The 16450-nt window shown below is 38.6% G+C and carries 15 protein-coding genes; 9 read left to right on the top strand and 6 right to left on the bottom strand.

Translation table 11 applies throughout. The features are described 5' to 3' along the window. Positions 1-178 precede the first annotated feature (178 nt). The 7 genes from AC5KOD_RS17290 (at position 179) to AC5KOD_RS17320 (ending at position 7192) form a co-directional block, all read left to right on the top strand. Positions 179-2545 (top strand): endonuclease MutS2, encoded by a 2367-nt coding sequence (locus tag AC5KOD_RS17290; protein WP_496915833.1) that lies wholly within the window; start codon positions 179-181, stop codon positions 2543-2545. 167 nt (positions 2546-2712) lie between these two features. After that, positions 2713-3021, top strand: coding sequence for a thioredoxin (trxA, locus tag AC5KOD_RS17295; protein WP_496915834.1), 309 nt, complete (start codon positions 2713-2715; stop codon positions 3019-3021). Positions 3022-3149: 128 nt separating this feature from the next. After that, positions 3150-3779 (top strand): fumarylacetoacetate hydrolase family protein, encoded by a 630-nt coding sequence (locus AC5KOD_RS17300; RefSeq protein ID WP_496915835.1) that lies wholly within the window; start codon positions 3150-3152, stop codon positions 3777-3779. A gap of 189 nt (positions 3780-3968) precedes the next feature. Beyond that, complete coding sequence (locus AC5KOD_RS17305; protein ID WP_496915836.1) at positions 3969-4757, top strand: metal ABC transporter ATP-binding protein; 789 nt, start codon at positions 3969-3971, stop codon at positions 4755-4757. Continuing rightward, a complete protein-coding gene (locus AC5KOD_RS17310) occupies positions 4757-5614 on the top strand; it encodes a metal ABC transporter permease (protein ID WP_496915837.1) in 858 nt (285 codons plus the stop codon). Before AC5KOD_RS17305 ends, AC5KOD_RS17310 begins: the two co-directional genes overlap by 1 nt. Continuing rightward, complete coding sequence (efaA, locus tag AC5KOD_RS17315) at positions 5601-6533, top strand: Mn/Fe ABC transporter substrate-binding lipoprotein EfaA (protein ID WP_496915838.1); 933 nt, start codon at positions 5601-5603, stop codon at positions 6531-6533. Before AC5KOD_RS17310 ends, efaA begins: the two co-directional genes overlap by 14 nt. Positions 6534-6706: 173 nt before the next feature. Next, positions 6707-7192, top strand: a complete 486-nt coding sequence (locus AC5KOD_RS17320) for a Dps family protein (protein WP_496915839.1) — start codon at positions 6707-6709, stop codon at positions 7190-7192. A 42-nt stretch (positions 7193-7234) separates the two neighbouring features. On the opposite strand, the gene AC5KOD_RS17325 is transcribed toward AC5KOD_RS17320, so the two are convergent. Genes AC5KOD_RS17325 through lplA form a run of 4 tightly spaced genes read right to left on the bottom strand, consistent with a single transcriptional unit; the run spans position 7235 to position 10502 of the window. Further along, positions 7235-8062 (bottom strand): MetQ/NlpA family ABC transporter substrate-binding protein, encoded by an 828-nt coding sequence (locus tag AC5KOD_RS17325; protein ID WP_496915840.1) that lies wholly within the window; start codon positions 8060-8062, stop codon positions 7235-7237. Between the two features lie 13 nt (positions 8063-8075). Further along, the gene (locus AC5KOD_RS17330) at positions 8076-8753 is read right to left on the bottom strand and encodes a methionine ABC transporter permease (protein WP_496915841.1); all 678 of its coding nucleotides are present in this window, start codon (positions 8751-8753) and stop codon (positions 8076-8078) included. Then, entirely contained in the window at positions 8750-9484 is a 735-nt protein-coding gene (locus tag AC5KOD_RS17335; RefSeq protein WP_496915842.1) for a methionine ABC transporter ATP-binding protein, read from the bottom strand. Before AC5KOD_RS17335 ends, AC5KOD_RS17330 begins: the two co-directional genes overlap by 4 nt. Beyond that, positions 9477-10502: a lipoate--protein ligase gene (gene lplA / locus AC5KOD_RS17340; RefSeq protein ID WP_496915843.1), complete on the bottom strand. Its 1026-nt coding sequence runs from the start codon at positions 10500-10502 to the stop codon at positions 9477-9479. Before lplA ends, AC5KOD_RS17335 begins: the two co-directional genes overlap by 8 nt. A 327-nt stretch (positions 10503-10829) precedes the next feature. Between lplA and AC5KOD_RS17345 the strand changes: the two genes are divergently transcribed. Further along, entirely contained in the window at positions 10830-11804 is a 975-nt protein-coding gene (locus tag AC5KOD_RS17345; RefSeq protein ID WP_496915844.1) for an NADPH:quinone reductase, read from the top strand. A gap of 44 nt (positions 11805-11848) precedes the next feature. Here AC5KOD_RS17345 and AC5KOD_RS17350 read toward each other — a convergent pair whose 3' ends face one another. Then, the gene (locus AC5KOD_RS17350) at positions 11849-12619 is read right to left on the bottom strand and encodes a helix-turn-helix domain-containing protein (protein ID WP_496915845.1); all 771 of its coding nucleotides are present in this window, start codon (positions 12617-12619) and stop codon (positions 11849-11851) included. Between the two features lie 219 nt (positions 12620-12838). Further along, positions 12839-13642, bottom strand: a complete 804-nt coding sequence (gene proC / locus AC5KOD_RS17355) for a pyrroline-5-carboxylate reductase (RefSeq protein ID WP_496915846.1) — start codon at positions 13640-13642, stop codon at positions 12839-12841. A gap of 177 nt (positions 13643-13819) precedes the next feature. Between proC and mprF the strand changes: the two genes are divergently transcribed. Further along, entirely contained in the window at positions 13820-16399 is a 2580-nt protein-coding gene (gene mprF, locus AC5KOD_RS17360; protein WP_496915847.1) for a bifunctional lysylphosphatidylglycerol flippase/synthetase MprF, read from the top strand. The last annotated feature ends 51 nt before the right edge of the window (positions 16400-16450 follow it).

Raw genomic sequence — 16450 nt, forward strand, 5'->3', positions numbered from 1 at the left:
GAGGGTGAGATGAAAGTGAAACTTACTTTTGCCTCACCCTCTAAAATCGATTAGGAGTAACAGAAGTAATGTCTATATCCGACTGATAACTTGAGAGTAGGCTGCTTTTGTTATAATAATCGTGAGTGCTAGGTTTTGATAAATTATAGTATCTCATATAAGAAATGGATGTGAAAAAATGAATCAAAAGATATTAAAGACGTTAGAGTTTGAAAAAATTAAAGCTCTGTTAAAAGAATTAACTCGAACAGCATTGGGGCAAGAAGAAGTTCTGGGACTAGAACCGGTTAGCGACAGAGAAACAATCGCTGGATGGCTATTGGAAACTGAAGATGGCGCTAAGGTGTTGCGTTTGCGTGGCGGGATTCCGATCCCAAAATTAGAAAACATTCGACCACACATGAAACGAATAGAAATTGGGGCAATGTTAAATGGCGTAGAGATTGCTCAAGTTGGCAGAGTCTTGCAAACGACTTCAGAATTGACTCGTTTTTTTGAAGATTTAGCAGATGCTGAAATCGAGCTACATCGATTATATGAATGGGCGGAACAAATGGTCACAATCCCTAGTTTATCACGACGAATTCGTGAATCGGTGGAGGAAGACGGTCGTTTAACGGATGAAGCATCTCCAGAGCTGAAAGCGATTCGCTCACAAATTAGACGAAATGAACAAAGTATTCGCGAGCAACTTGATAGTTTGATTCGCGGTAAAAATGCTAAATATTTGAGTGATGCACTGGTTACCATGCGGAATGATCGTTATGTTATTCCTGTGAAATCTGAGTATCGTAGTGTATTTGGTGGAGTGGTGCATGATCAAAGTGCTTCTGGTCAGACGGTGTTTGTCGAGCCGAAACAAGTCGTTGAATTAAACAACAAACTGCGTCAACATCAGATTGCTGAGCGGAGAGAAATTGAACGTATCTTGGCCGAATTGTCTAATGAGTTAGCTCCATATCGTCAGGAGATTTTACATAATGCTTATGTTTTAGGCAAGTTGGATTTCATAGAAGCAAAGGCAGAGTTTGGTAAAAACTATGAAGCGGTTGTGCCGAAATTAAGCTTGGAGAAAGAGGTTCACTTGCATTTGGCGCGCCATCCGTTAATCCCAATTGATAAAGTGGTAGCAAATGATATATCGATTGGTAGAGAGTATCAAGCGGTACTAATTACTGGACCGAACACTGGTGGGAAAACAATTACCTTAAAAACATTGGGACTACTACAATTGATGGGGCAAGCGGGGTTACCGATTACAGCGGCAGAAGGAAGTACGATTGCCGTCTTCACTGGTATCTACGCTGATATCGGTGATGAGCAGTCAATTGAGCAGAACCTGAGTACCTTCTCATCTCACATGACGAATATTGTCGATATTTTAACGAAGATTGATAGTGACAGTCTGGTTCTATTTGATGAGTTGGGAGCGGGAACAGACCCTCAAGAAGGAGCGGCCTTAGCCATCTCTATCTTGGATCATGTGGGGGCGAAGAGCGCTTATGTGATGGCAACGACACATTACCCAGAACTGAAAGTGTATGGTTATAATCGGTCTGGGACGGTTAATGCAAGCATGGAGTTCGATGTCGATACTTTAAGCCCAACATATAAATTATTGATTGGTGTACCTGGTAGAAGCAATGCTTTTGAAATATCCAAACGATTAGGACTGGATACGAGTGTGATTGATGAGGCCAAGCAGATAATTGATGGTGAGAGTCAAGATTTAAATGAAATGATTGCGGATTTAGAAAATCGTCGTAAAATGGCAGAGACTGAATATTTAGAAGTTCGTCATTATGTTGAAGAAGCAGAGCGATTGCATCAAGAATTACAAAATGCTTACGGCTATTTCTTTGAAGAGCGTGAGAAGGAATTAGCAGCTGCTAAACAAAAGGCCAATGAGCTAGTTAAAGAAGCCGAAGAGAAAGCGGAAGGAATTATTGCTGATATTCGCAAATTGCAATTAACAGGTGGCAATACAGGGGTTAAAGAGCATGAATTAATTGCTGCTCGGACGAAGATCTCTGAGCTGTATCAAGATGAAGGTCATTTAAAGAAAAATAAAGTCTTACAGAAAGCAAAAGAAAAGAAGACATTTCAAGCTGGTGATGATGTGCTTGTTCAAGCTTTTGGCCAACGAGGTACTTTGTTAGAGAAGGTTGGCAATAAAGAGTGGCAAGTTCAACTTGGCATTTTGAAAATGAATGTCAATGAAGATGGAATGACTTTAGTTGAACCTGAGAAAGAGGTACCTCAAAAAACGATAGCAACTGTAAGAAATACGGGTGGTCCACGTGTTTCCACTCAGCTAGATCTACGAGGACGTCGATACGAAGATGCACTGCAAGAGGTAGACCAGTATCTTGATGCAGCTATCTTGGCAGGGTATTCGCAAGTAACAATTGTTCATGGTAAGGGAACGGGTGCGCTTAGAACAGGGATTACTGATTATTTAAGAAATCACCGAAGTGTTAAGAAGTTTGAGCTAGCACCTCATAACCAAGGCGGAAGTGGCGCCACTATTGTTCAATTTAAATGATGATAGGAATCATCAATCCAATTATTAGAGAAATTAAAAAACCTTTGTTATAATCAATAGTGTAAAGAGAGTTATTCAGTTGATATATGGTTGACTTACTCGGTAGGCCCCCTGTTGCTACCGCACAGTGAGTTTAGAATGCTTTTCAAAATAGGAGGAAAAGAATTATGGTAAAAACAGTAACAGATAATAGCTTTGCAACTGACACGAACAGTGGGGTTGTTCTAGTGGATTTTTGGGCGCCTTGGTGCGGACCATGTCGGATGCAAGGACCAATTATTGATGAATTAGCAAGCGAAATGTCTGATGTGACATTTGCTAAGATGGATGTTGATGAAAATCCGGCAACGGCTGCTCAGTTTGGGATTCAAAGTATTCCAACATTACTTGTTAAAAAGGACGGAGAAGTTGTTGAAACTTTAGTGGGGGTTCATCGTAAAGAACAATTGACCTCTATTTTGAGTAAATACGCTTAGTCGTGTTAATCAAGTTGGGGCAACAGAAACGTTCGTCTCAATATAAATAGTTTGAGACGAGGAGACTGTGACAGATAAATGTCGCAGTCTCTTTTTTCTAAAGTAATAAATAAAAGGGAGTGGTTTGGATGGAGGCAATAGGGAATGTATTTTGTGTTGGACGGAATTATCAGGCTCATATTGATGAATTACATAATCAGCGACCAAAGGAACCAGTCTGGTTTATGAAACCGACTCATAGTGTGATTTTTACGGAAAATAATGAACGCGTGATTGTGCCAGAAAATCGTGGAGATGTTCATTATGAGGTAGAGTTGGTTGTCCAAATGAAGGCTGATTATGTTCCTAATCAATCTTTGAATCATTTGATTGGATCGGTGGCTCTGGGGCTTGATCTGACTTTAAGAGAGATTCAAAGTGAGTTGAAAAATAAAGGATTACCTTGGTTGCGGTCTAAAGGGTTTAAAAATAGTGCGATATTGACTGAAAGTGTGCCGTATAGTAGTTTAGAGGACTTTGATGCAACGATGTTCCAATTGAAAATAAACGATCAGGTTGTTCAGACAGGAACGACTAGTTTGATGATTTTTAAATTAGAAGAGTTGCTCGCTAGTTGCTGGGAACAATTTGATTTAAAGGCCGGAGATGTTATTTTTACTGGAACTCCTGCTGGGGTTGGTTCGTTACTTGATGAGGATCAAGTCGAGATGTTTTTGAATGAAGGCTGTTTAGGTCGTTTTGTAGTTGAAATGAAATAGAGTTAAAAAGCAGTCGTTAAATATGTTTACGATTAATAACCAAAGTGTCTCCCTTCAAAATCGTGAAGGGGGTCTTTTTTTGTTGCATCAGATTAAGTTGTTGTTAAAATGATAATTAATTTGACCTAATCATATAATTCTGGTAGACTTATAATTAATTTAGGGTTACCTAAAATAGGAGGAATCAAAATGGAAGTTTATGAAAAAATAACTTTAGCTACCGCTGATCAATTTAGCGATAAAACTATACAAGTCAATCAATTGAGCGTATCTTATCAGGGGAAGAAGGCTATTGAGGATATTACTTTAGAGATTAGGCCAGGAGCTATCACAGGAATTATTGGGCCGAATGGTGCAGGAAAGTCTACTCTATTGAAAGGGATGGTTGGTTTAGTAAAAACAACTGGTGGCAACACGACCATTGGAGAAGTGATGATTAGGGAAGCGAGAAAGCATATTGCTTATGTAGAACAGCGTAGTGCAATAGATTTGACCTTTCCAATTACGGTCGAAGAAGTGGTATTACTGGGAACATATCCTAAGCTTGGATTGTTTAGACGACCTAAAAAAGCTGATAAGGATAAGGTGTTGGATTGCTTAAAATTAGTTAAAATGGACGAGTTTTGTAAACGACAAATTGGTGAATTATCAGGTGGACAATTGCAACGGGTATTCATTGCTAGAGCTTTAGCTCAAGATGCTGCGATTATTTTTTTAGATGAACCTTTTGTTGGGATTGATATGACGAGTGAAAAAGTCATTGTAGATGTACTAAAGAGGCTAAAAATAGCAGGGAAAATGGTAGTTATTGTTCATCATGACCTACACAAAGTGACTGAGTATTTTGATGAGTTGATTATTATGAATAAACAACTCATCAGTTACGGACCTGTTACTGAGACCTTTACAACTGAGAATATTCAAAAGGCGTATGGTAGCACTATGGGAGATATTGTGATAAAAGGAGTGAGAGAGTAATGATTGCCAATTTTATTGATGGATTGATTAAGTATCAGTTTTTACAAAATGCTTTAATAACGTGTATTATTGTGGGGCTAATATCTGGTGTAATAGGCAGTTTTATTGTTTTGAGAGGCATGTCGCTAATGGGAGACGCTATCTCTCATGCTGTTTTACCAGGGGTAGCGATTTCCTATATGGTTGGCGCTAATTTTATTATAGGGGCATCTGTTTTTGGTCTAATTGCTGCGATGCTAATTGGTTTTGTTACTCAAAAGAGTCAATTGAAAAGTGATACGGCGATAGGCATTGTTTTTAGCTCATTTTTTGCTCTAGGAATTATTCTAATTTCTTTGGCAAAGAGCTCAACAGACTTGTATCATATTTTATTTGGGAATGTTTTGGCAGTTAGACAAAGTGACATTATTATCACAGCAATTGTAGCAGTAATTGTTTTTGTATTTGTCATCGTCTTTTACAAAGAATTGTTAGTAAGTTCTTTTGACCCAACAATGGCTCAAGCATATGGCCTTAATGTTAATGTGATTCATTATGGCTTGATGTTTGGCCTAACGCTAGTTGCGGTGACTGCTTTACAAACTATTGGGACTGTATTAGTGGTTGCTTTATTAATAACTCCAGCCGCAACGGCATTTCTATTGACTAACAAGCTATCACATATGATCGTCATTTCGTCTGTATTGAGCACTGTTTGTTCAGTGATTGGCTTGTTCTTCAGTTACAGCTTTAATGTTGCATCAGGAGCAGCGATTGTTTTGACTGCGGCGGTTTTCTTTAGTCTTGCTTTCGTATTTTCTCCCAAACAAGGAATTGTATTTAATCGGAAAGAGGTTATGATAGATGAAAAAAATTAAATTATTAGTCATGGGTCTATTTGCTATAAGTATGCTTGGTGCCTGTGGGAACGTATCAACAAACAAGACGGAATCGGATAAGCTAAAAGTGGTAGCAACAAACTCTATTTTAGCTGATATGGCACAAATTGTTGGAGGCGATAAAATAGAAGTTCATAGCATTGTGCCAGTTGGAACAGATCCTCATGAATATGAGCCTTTACCTGAAGATATTGCCAAATCAACTGAAGCCGATCTTATTTTTTACAATGGACTGAATCTTGAAACAGGTGGAAATGGTTGGTTTTCAAAATTGATGGAAACCTCCCATAAAAAGTCGGAAGAGGATTATTTTGTGGTGAGTAAGAACGTCACTCCCTTATACTTGACTGGCAATGGAAAAGAGTCAGAGCAAGATCCTCATGCGTGGTTAGACATAGCTAATGGGATTAAATACGTGGAGAATATTGAGCGAGCTTTGTCAACTAAAGATGCAGAAAATGCTGCGTCTTTTAAAAAGAATGCAGAACTATATATCGAAGAGTTAAAAGAGCTGGATACTAAAGGCAAAAAAGAGTTTAGTTCGATTCCTAAAGAAAAAGCGTTACTTGTGACGAGTGAAGGGGCGTTTAAGTATTTTTCCAAAGCTTATGGGTTAGAAGCAGCTTACATCTGGGAAATCAATACTGAGAGTCAAGGAACACCTGATCAAATGAGTCAGATCATTGATAAAATTAAAACAACACAGGTTCCAAGTTTGTTTGTTGAGACGAGTGTGGATCGCCGGAGTATGGAAAGTGTCTCAAATGAAACAGGAATTCCGATTTATGAGCGGATTTTTACAGATTCACTTGCTAAAAAGGGAGAAGATGGTGACAGTTATTATAAAATGATGGAATGGAATTTAACTAAGATCCATGATGGCTTATCGACTAAGTAATCCTTCTTATTTACTTGATTCATTGCTCAGTTTTAATTTGTGTATATAACTGAGAAAAGCTCTCAGTTATATGCAGAAGAGTTGCTATTTTATTGAGAAAGCTATACCATGAAGTAGTAAGGTATTGCATGAGTAATACCATGTAGATTGTCTATTGAAGGAGGACTATTAGGATGAGTTATACGAAAGAAGCAAAAGTTGCAGGCGCAAAAACTAAAGAAGTTTTGAATCAATTGGTGGCCGATTTAAGTCAATTTTCAGTGATTATTCATCAAACACATTGGTACATGCGTGGGAATGATTTTCTAACATTACATCCACAAATGGATACTTTTATGGATGGGATTAACGATCAATTAGATGAAGTTGCAGAACGTTTAATTACAATTGGTGGGGCTCCTTTTTCAACATTGAGTGAATTTGCAGAAAACACTAAATTAAGCGATGAAACAGGAACATACGAAAAATCAATTCCTGAACGGATGGAACGTTTGGTTGATGGTTACCGTTATCTAGCTTCTCTTTATGCTGAGGGAATTGATGTAGCGAGTGAAGAAGGTGACAATGTGACAGAAGACATGTTTATCAATTTTAAAGGAATTGTTGAAAAACAAGTTTGGATGTTAACTGCAAAATTAGGTCGTGAACCAGGTTTATAATGAGAATAAAAGGTCGCAAGTTAACATAACTTGCGACCTTTTTTAGAATGCTGGAACAGTAGTGTCACCGTGCTCATCTTCTAAGTATTGTTTGACTTCAGGGCTGGTCATGGCTTTTTTTAAAGCTGTAATTTCAGGTGAATCTTGATTATCTTCACGTGCGACAAGACTAATAGCAAAGTGTTGATCAATTTTTTTCTCTAAGATTAAAGCGTCTGCTGGTGTTAAACCGATTTTGGCAATATAAGCAGGGTAGTTATAAACAAGACTAACATCCGCTTCATCGTACGCTTCTGAAAGATTCAACAAATCAACTGATAACCATTCGAGATTCTTAGGGTTTTCTTCAATGTCCTTTAGAGTTCCTTCAAATCCGACACCGTCTTTTAATTTGATTAAGCCGGCATCTGCTAAGATGGCTAAAGCGCGTCCCTCATTAGAGACATCACTTGGTAAAGCGACCTTTGAACCATTGGGAATATCTGCGATTGATTTAGCTTGCTTCGAATAGAAACCAACTTTTGCATCGTAAATTTTTTGAACCGCAACAAGATTTGCTTGACGCTCATCGTTGAATTTTTCCATAAAGGGTTCATGTTGGGCGAAGTTTGCATTAACCTCTTTTGTTTTTAATAACTCATTGTATTGAATATTATCATTGACCTGGACAAGCTCCAAGGTGTAGCCATCTTTTTCCATAACTGGGGTCGCAATCTTAATTATATCAACCATTGAGGGTAAGTGTGCGGCGATTTTGACTACTTTTTTTTCAGCTTTAGCTTCTTTTGCAGTGGGGCTATTGCTTCCACAAGCGACTAATCCTACGGTAAACAAGCTGAGTAATCCTAACAAAATAAGTTTCTTTTTCATAATTGACACGCTCCTATTTTTTTCGTTTATCTATTTTTTTTGCGATGGTCGTGCCGAGTAGCTGAATGAGCATGACACTTGTAATCATAATAATGATGGTGGTGTACATAACATCGTATTCGTATCGTTGATAGCCATAACGAATGGCAAAATCGCCAATTCCTCCTCCGCCAATCACTCCCATGACAGTCGAATATGAAACCATGCTGATCATTAAGGAGGTTAAGCTAAGGATTAAACCAGAGCGAGCTTCGACATATAAAAACTGACTGATTAGCTGTTTTTTAGTAGCGCCGAGGGAGTGAGCGAGCTCAATTGTATCGCTGGGGATATCGAGCAAAACTTGTTCAACTAAGCGCCCGTATATAGCAATTGCGACCAAACTAAGCGGTAAAGTTGCAGTATAGGTTCCGAATGATGTTCCAATAAGCCAGCGAGTGAAAGGGATTAGAGCAATCACAAACAGCAGAAAAGGAAATGATCGCACAATATTTACATAGCTGTTTAGGCTGATTGATAAGAAGCGATTGGCTGAAATGCCTCGCTTACCCGTAAGAAAGAGATAGGTACCTAGTGGCAGCCCAAAAATAATTGCGGCTAGAGTCGAAACAATCAGCATGTAGCCTGTTTCCCAGAGTGCCTTGGTCATTTCTGGTTGGTAATAAGTAAGTCGTTCTAAAAAAAGGTTCATTGGCTTAGACTCTCCAGTGCTCGATCGTAATAATTGTTGTAGCTAGATTCAATGGTTGGTTCTGCCACTTTAATAACATCAAGCAAGACTCCTTGCTCTAAAATCGCGGCTTGTTGACATAAGTGACGGATGACTGAAAATTCGTGACTAACAATCACCAAAGTCGTTTGAAAGGTTTGTTGAACTCGTTTCAATAGCTGACTTATTTCCTCTGTATGTTGTTCATCAAGCGCGGAGGTTGGCTCGTCACAAAGAAGAATCGATGGCGTAAATGAGAGGGCCCGAGCAATCGCCACTCGTTGCTTTTGACCGCCGCTTAATTGTTGTGGGTATTGCTGAGCAAGGTCGTTTATTTTGACGAAATCCATCATGTCATTAATTATTTGCCGATTTTCTTTTCCTTGTAGATTAAGCGGGAGTGCCACATTATCATAGACGGTCTTATTATTGAGTAGATTAAACTGTTGAAAAATCATCCCTATGTTTTGTCGATTGAGTCGTTGTTCTCTAGGAGATAAGGTGGCAATATCAAGCCCATCTAAATAAAGTTTACCGCTGTCAGCTTGCTCTAGTTGGTTAATTAACCGCAAAAGTGTTGATTTTCCTGATCCACTAGGCCCAACTATGCCAAAACAGTCGTTAGTCGGTATTTCTAATGAAATGTTGGATAAAGCTTTTTTTGAATGCTGCTCTTGCTTGTAGTATTTTGTGATGCCTTCCAGTTTAATCATCAGTGTCATCCTTTAAAATTAATTGTGCGAGTTCGGTCGCTGTAATTGACCCAAAGTAATGAGCTAAGTTGAATGGATTTAGTGCGCTCATGATAGAAGTAAAGCTATAGTTAATTTGATTTAATGCATCTTCAAGTTCTGAAACATCGGCTTGATTGAAAAAGTCACCATAGACATTCACATTTTGTAGATGAGTTTCACTTAAATCAAATCGAACTTCAATAGTTCCTATAGGGAATCGCCGTTTGCGGCTAATCTGTGAATGTTGAGTATGTCCTTGGATCCATTGTTGATTGGCGTATTTGTCCTCGACTAGCTTGTTGATCGCTTGCTTTTCATCAGCGGTTAGCGAGTAGAGACTGGTTTGGATGTCTGATAGTGTGTCGACACCATACATCTGACAAATCAATTTATCTCTAAATTCTTCCGTGGTTAAATGCTGATACTCTTGTGATAAGTAGGGTTTTAGATTAGTTACTCTACTACGAACAGATTGTACCTTATTGGTACGTAATTTTTCTGGTGAGACGGTCAAGGCCTTAGGAAGTACTGCTAAATCAACATTGTACATCAGTGTTCCGTGACAAAAAAGTTTCTGACCACTTTGATACATGGCATTGCCAGAAAATTTTCGGCCATCAATAACTAAATCATTGCGACCTGTTAGGCTAGCACCAGTAGCACCAAGTTGGTGAAGGGCAGTCAAAATAGGATAAGTTAGTTCTTTGAATTGACCAAAGTGAGCTCCCTTTTGAGTGACAATACTAAAGCTAAGATTTCCTAAATCATCATAAACTGCGCCACCTCCAGATAAGCGTCGGGTGACCGTGATTTGATGTTTTAGGACGTAAGGTAAATTGAGCTCAGCATAATAATCTTGATTTTTCCCAATGATAATAGAGGGTTCTTGGATATAGAATAAAATAAGTGGTTCAGGTTTATTCCATTTACTTAATAAATAGTCTTCAGTTGCAAGGTTAACCCGAATATCTCGGCTGGCCATGGAGAGGTAGTACATAATTTTTCAATCTCCTTTTCTGTGAGGTAAGGCATCATTATTGTCGCTGATTTACATGGTAATTTCAAAGGGTTCTGTCTTTTTTCACAAAAATTAATGAGTGATGAGTGGAGGGAGTATTTTAAATTTGGCGGATCAACCTTAGTTAAAGCGTATTGGAATAGGTATTTTTTACTTGATTTTGCTAAAATTTGATAAAAATATTAAAAGAAAATAAAAACAATTTTGTTTTTTATATACAGTAGGGAAATTGACGATAGTCTTTTATAGGTATAAAATTGTAACTATAGGTACTGTGTGTAGAACGAAGAGAAGGAGAGGTAATTAATGAAAGCAATTGTAGTGTCAGAGTTTGGAAAGTCAGAGGTTTTAACTTATACAGATATACCAGAACCAAAGCCAAAGCAGAATCAAGTGAGAGTTCGTTTATATGCGACGGGGATCAATCCAGTTGAAACTTACATCCGTGCTGGGGCGTATAAAAATCTTCCCACTCTTCCATACATACCAGGTAGTGATGGAGCAGGAATTATTGATGAGATTGGACAGGATGTGACGGAGTATCAAGTTGGCGATCGTGTGTATGTTTCAACCTTAATGGGATATGGAACGGGTACTTATGCAGAGAAGGTAGTGTGCGATATGGGATGTGTGTACGCCTTACCAGAGACACTTTCTTTTGAGGAGGGGGCAGCGATTGGCTCGAGCGGCTTAACGGCAATTCAAGCTCTTTTTCAAAAGGCGAATTGTCAACCGGGGGATATTATTTTAGTTCATGGGGCATCTGGTGGAGTTGGAAGTCTTGTCGTTCAGTTGGCAAAACAACTAGGTGCAGTCGTAATTGCGACTGCAGGAAGCGAAAAAGGACTAGAACTGTTGAAAAGATTAGGAGCAGATGTGGTACTCAATCATCATGCAGAGCATTATTTGGCAGATGCGATGGCAGTCACTGGCGGACTGGGAGTGAACGTGATTATTGAAATGTTGGCTAATGTCAATCTTCAAAAAGACCTCAAACTGATGGCGCTACAGGGAAAGATTATTGTTGTGGGGAATCGTGGTGAAATAGAAATAAATCCGCGGTTGATTATGAATCAAGACATTCAAATTAGTGGCATGATGTTGATGAATATGACAGCGTCTCAAAAGAAACAAAACGATTACCGTTTAGTGGCTGCCCTTAGTCAAGGGGTGAGACCTGTCATTGATCAGACATTCAAACTGTCAGAGGCTCAGGAAGCTCAAGATAAGGTCATAGAACAAAGAGGTTCTATGGGGAAGATAATCCTAAAAATGACTTAACCCCTACTGATTGATAGGAAAGATAAAATCAGTAGGGGAGCCAGTTAATTAGATTGAGTTGTGCGAGAAAGATAGTTGCCTAGGAAAAAGAAAATAAGTGAAAATGTTCCAGCAGAAATAGTGGTAGTAATGATAGTTAAGAAAGAATCAGAGTCTCCTAGAATCAGGGTCATGATATAACTGCCACCAATAGAAATTAGGCTCAATAAGGCAAGCGAGTAGCACCAGTTCCAAGCAGTTTTAAGGTGGATAATAATGACTAACCAAACAATGCTTAGCCATAATAGACTGATTGGCAAGGCGGGGGCTAAAAACCATTCGTTCCTCAAATAGTGATTAGTAATCACTATTTTTTCTAGTAGCCATAGATAGGGAATTAACAATAAACTGAAACAAATGCTTGCTTTGACTAGTCGTTGTTTAGTTGTTTTGTCATAGCTTAGCCAAATTATCCCTAAAGCTATTAGACTGATAGTAGGAATTAGTGACCAGGTTAGGCGATGTGAGATAGCCAAATCGATAATTAAGCAGATCATAATACTTAATAAACCGAGAAAAGCAATCCCTCTCTTAATGATACTTACATGGATGTTCTTTTTGATTTCTTTCACGATTAATTTATCCCCTTTCAGTAAAGTGTCTAAGGAAATTTGATAAACATCACTAATGACAATAATCGTTTCAAGATCGGGATAATTTTTACTGTTTTCCCAATTGGAAATGGCTTGTCGCGACACATGCAATTGTTGAGCGGCATCTTCTTGGGTTAGGTTTAATTCTTTCCTTCGAGCTTGTAATTTTTTACCAATTGTCATAGTTTCCTCCCTTAGTTGAAGACCTACCAAGATTGCTACTACAAAGTTATAGAAGCATTAGTTAATATGTCTTACTGAATTTACCTTACTAAATTTATCGCGAAAAAGGTAGCAAGTATTTCTTGCAACAGCGATTTATCAGTGTTTCCTCGTTTATTTTCTTTAGTAAATGTCAAAAAAGTGATTCTGAATTTGACGGTTCAGAATCGCTTTTTTTTGTTAATGTTCTAATTCTTGGTCGCGTTTAATAGTTGCTTCTAGACCTTTGATGACAGTTGCCATAAAATGCTCTTCTTCCAAAGCAACTAAACCGGCTACAGTTGTCCCACCTGGAGAACAGACTTGATCGATTAAGTCCCATGGACTCTCAGCGGAATCTAGGACCATTTGGGCACTACCTTTAACTGCTTCAGCTGCAATTTTGGTGGCGAGTTTTTTAGGTAACCCATTCTTAACACCAGAGCGCGACATGGCATCAATATAAAGATAAGTGTAGGCAGGTGAGCATCCCGCTAAAGAGGTAAAATTACGAAAATCCTTTTCTTCAATAATATAGCTAGAACCAACTACGTTGAATAGGTTGACAACCTCAGCTAATTCCGCGTCAGATGTAGCTTGGTTATGACAAATAGCAGAGACACTTTGGCCAATTGCGATATTCATATTGGGCATCACTCTGACAATTTTTTGGTTTGGATGAGTTAGTTCTTGTAGGTTGTCTAAAGATAAGCCAGCTGCAATTGAAATAAGGAGAGGCTGCTTTTTCGTTAATTGTTCTCGCTGTTCGTGTAAAATAATTGGTGCGATATGTGGTTTAACTGCAATTACAACCACATCAACTGCTGCTATTAAGTCTGTATTAGACTGGCTCGCATTGATACCTGATGTTTCCGCTATTGCTTGGCTATGGGCGAAATTAGAAGTAGAGATGTAGAGGTCAGTCTGAGGCAAGTAGTTACTTGCTAATAACCCTTTAATAATAGCTGTGGCCATATTGCCAGCGCCGATAAAGCCTAATTTCATGAAGATTCCTTCTTTCAAGTTAGAGATACTTCTTATCTTACTCGTATCTCTATCAGAGTGCAAACAAAACCGATAGGGTTGTTTGCGTGTGTTAGCGGGATGTGTGGTAAAATATAAAGTGATTAGTTGTGCCAAGTGTGGCCTTTTAATGGATTGTTTTAACAGGAGTGAGAATAGATGAGAGAATCAATAAGAACATTGAGTAATTGGGTTCGAAAACACGCTAATTGGTTAAAGATTATTTTCCTTTTTTCTGTGTTGTTATTTGTGGTCAATCAGATGACCTCGATTTTGCAAGGGATGACCTGGGAGGATTTAAAGGCCGTTTTAGCTTCTCAGCGTAAACAAACCTTGCTGTTAATGACGATAATTGGTCTGGTTGCGGTCTTACCAATGCTACTCTATGATTGGGTGACAGTTGAGATTTTAGAAGAAAATGGCAAGCCTCATTTGCCACGGAATACGCTTTTTACCTCTGCATGGACGACTAATACACTGAATAATTTAGCTGGATTTGGTGGGGTGATAGGCGCAACTTTAAGAGCAAGATTTTATGGTCAAGAGGTTGAAACAAAGAAAGTCGTTACAACTGTGTCGAAGGTCGCTATTTTTATGCTGTCTGGTTTGTCTCTATTATGTGCAGTGACATTCATTGATGTTTTTTTTATTCGACCAGATAATCCGTATCGCAGTTACTGGATTTGGTTATTAGCGGGTAGTTTATATGCACCAGGATTGTTTCTATTTACGCGTTTACGACGCCAGCGATTATTTGCAGATTTTCCACTGAAACGTGTCTTGAAGCTTTATTTGGGTTCCTTTGGGCAGTGGGCAGGTGCTTTAGGGGCCTTTCTACTAATTGGTCAACTGCTGTCTGTTTCAGTTGATGTATTTCAGGTATATCCATTGTTTATAGCGGCAACCTTTATTGGCATGATTTCAATGGTTCCAGGAGGGATGGGTACGTTTGATGTTTTGATGATTGTTGGATTGGGACAAGTCGGTTTGCCAAAAGAAGTAGCAGTTGCTTGGCTACTTTACTACCGAATTTTCTATTACATAGTCCCATTCCTAACAGGTCTAGTGTCATTTTTACATCAGACGAGTGCTAAAATTAATCAATTTTTTGATGATTTACCAAAAGTATTTGCTCAGAAAACGGCTCATTTTGTCTTGGTTTGTATGGTCTATTTTGCGGGCATAACAATGGTTCTCTTATCAACTGTGCCTAATTTATCTAATTTGAGTCAGGTTTTCCGTAAGTTATTGCCATTTTCCTTTGATTTTTTAGATCAAACATTAAACATGATGATTGGCTTCCTACTGATTGGGTTAGCTAGGGGGGTGGCCAATCGAGTGAGAAAGGCGTATCTGCCAACGATTCTTGTTTTAGCTTTTTGTATCTTAAACACTGTTTCAAGAACCGTTTCATGGAGTTTAATCATTTTCTATTTATTCCTGATTATCTGTATCTATTGGTCGAGAAAGGAATTTTACCGTAAGCAGTTAGTTTTTTCATGGGAATCACTGGTTTTTGATGGTGTGCTTTATGGCGCTCTTTTCATTCTGTACTCAGTTGTTGGTTTTTATTCGACTAATCGCCTAGAGCATGGTGAGGTTCCATCTAATTTTTTACTTTTTCCATCAGAAACTGTCTGGCTTCAAGGCTTAGCTGGTCTAATTCTTGCGGCTGTTACTATTGTTTTGCTCTACCATTACTTGGGTTCCTCTGAGCGAGCTGGTTTGTACTTTGATGAAAGTCGCATAAGCTGGCTGATAGAGCGCTATGGCGGGACTAACTATAGTCATTTACTGTATTTGAAAGATAAGCGTAATTTCTATTTTCGTGAGGATAATTGGGATAAAGTGATGTTTACTTTTGAGTTACAGGGAAGCAAGTTGTTTGTGTTGGGGGATCCAGTTGGAGAGAAGAGTTATTTTAAACAAGCCAGCGTTGCTTTTATTCATTACGCAGATCGTTTAGGTTACCAGCTCGTATTTTATGGAATAACGGCCGATTTTTCACTCTTATTACATGACTTAGGGTTTGATTTTATGAAACTAGGTGAAGAGGGGAAAATAAGATTAAGATCTGCGAGTGAGAAACAAACAATTGCGGTTAATCGGACGGAGACTAAACGTTTAGAAGGACAAGGCTATCAGTTTAAGCTGTATGAGCCACCTCTTTCAAATGAATTACTTGTTGAACTAGAAAAAGTATCGGATAGTTGGGTTAAGTTAAATGGTGAACGTTACTTTTCAAATGGGCGCTTCAAGCGAGAGTATCTAAATCAAGCTCCTGTTGGGGTTGTCTACAGTGAGCACCGAGAAGTTGTTGCGTTTGTTTCATTGAAGCCAATCAATGGCTCAATTGAGTTGGGGTATGATTTGATGCGGTATAAAACATCGGCACCTACAGATTTAGGTGTGTTTATGGTTTCTAATGTGATTGATTTGTACCAAGGAAAAGGCGGAGAATTTTTTGATTTAGGATTGGCTCCGTTGGCAAATGTTGGCGAAGCAGAGACTTCATTTATAAAAGAACGGGTAGTCAACGCTTTTTATACTTATAGTTCAGCCGTTTCAAATTTTCAGGATGTACGCAGTTTTAAAGCTGAATTTGCAACGGATTGGGAGCCTCGTTATATTTCCTACCAAAAGAGTAATGAGTGGTTCTTGATGATACAACTTTACTTATTGATTGATCGAGGGAAACGTCGACGTCCACGACCGATGGAAGGAATGATGATTGAATAAGAACAGAGAGGCTGTTACTTTTTGTTAAAATCAATTACAATGAGAGACGAA

It is taken from the genome of Vagococcus sp. WN80Y, assembly GCF_059621045.1.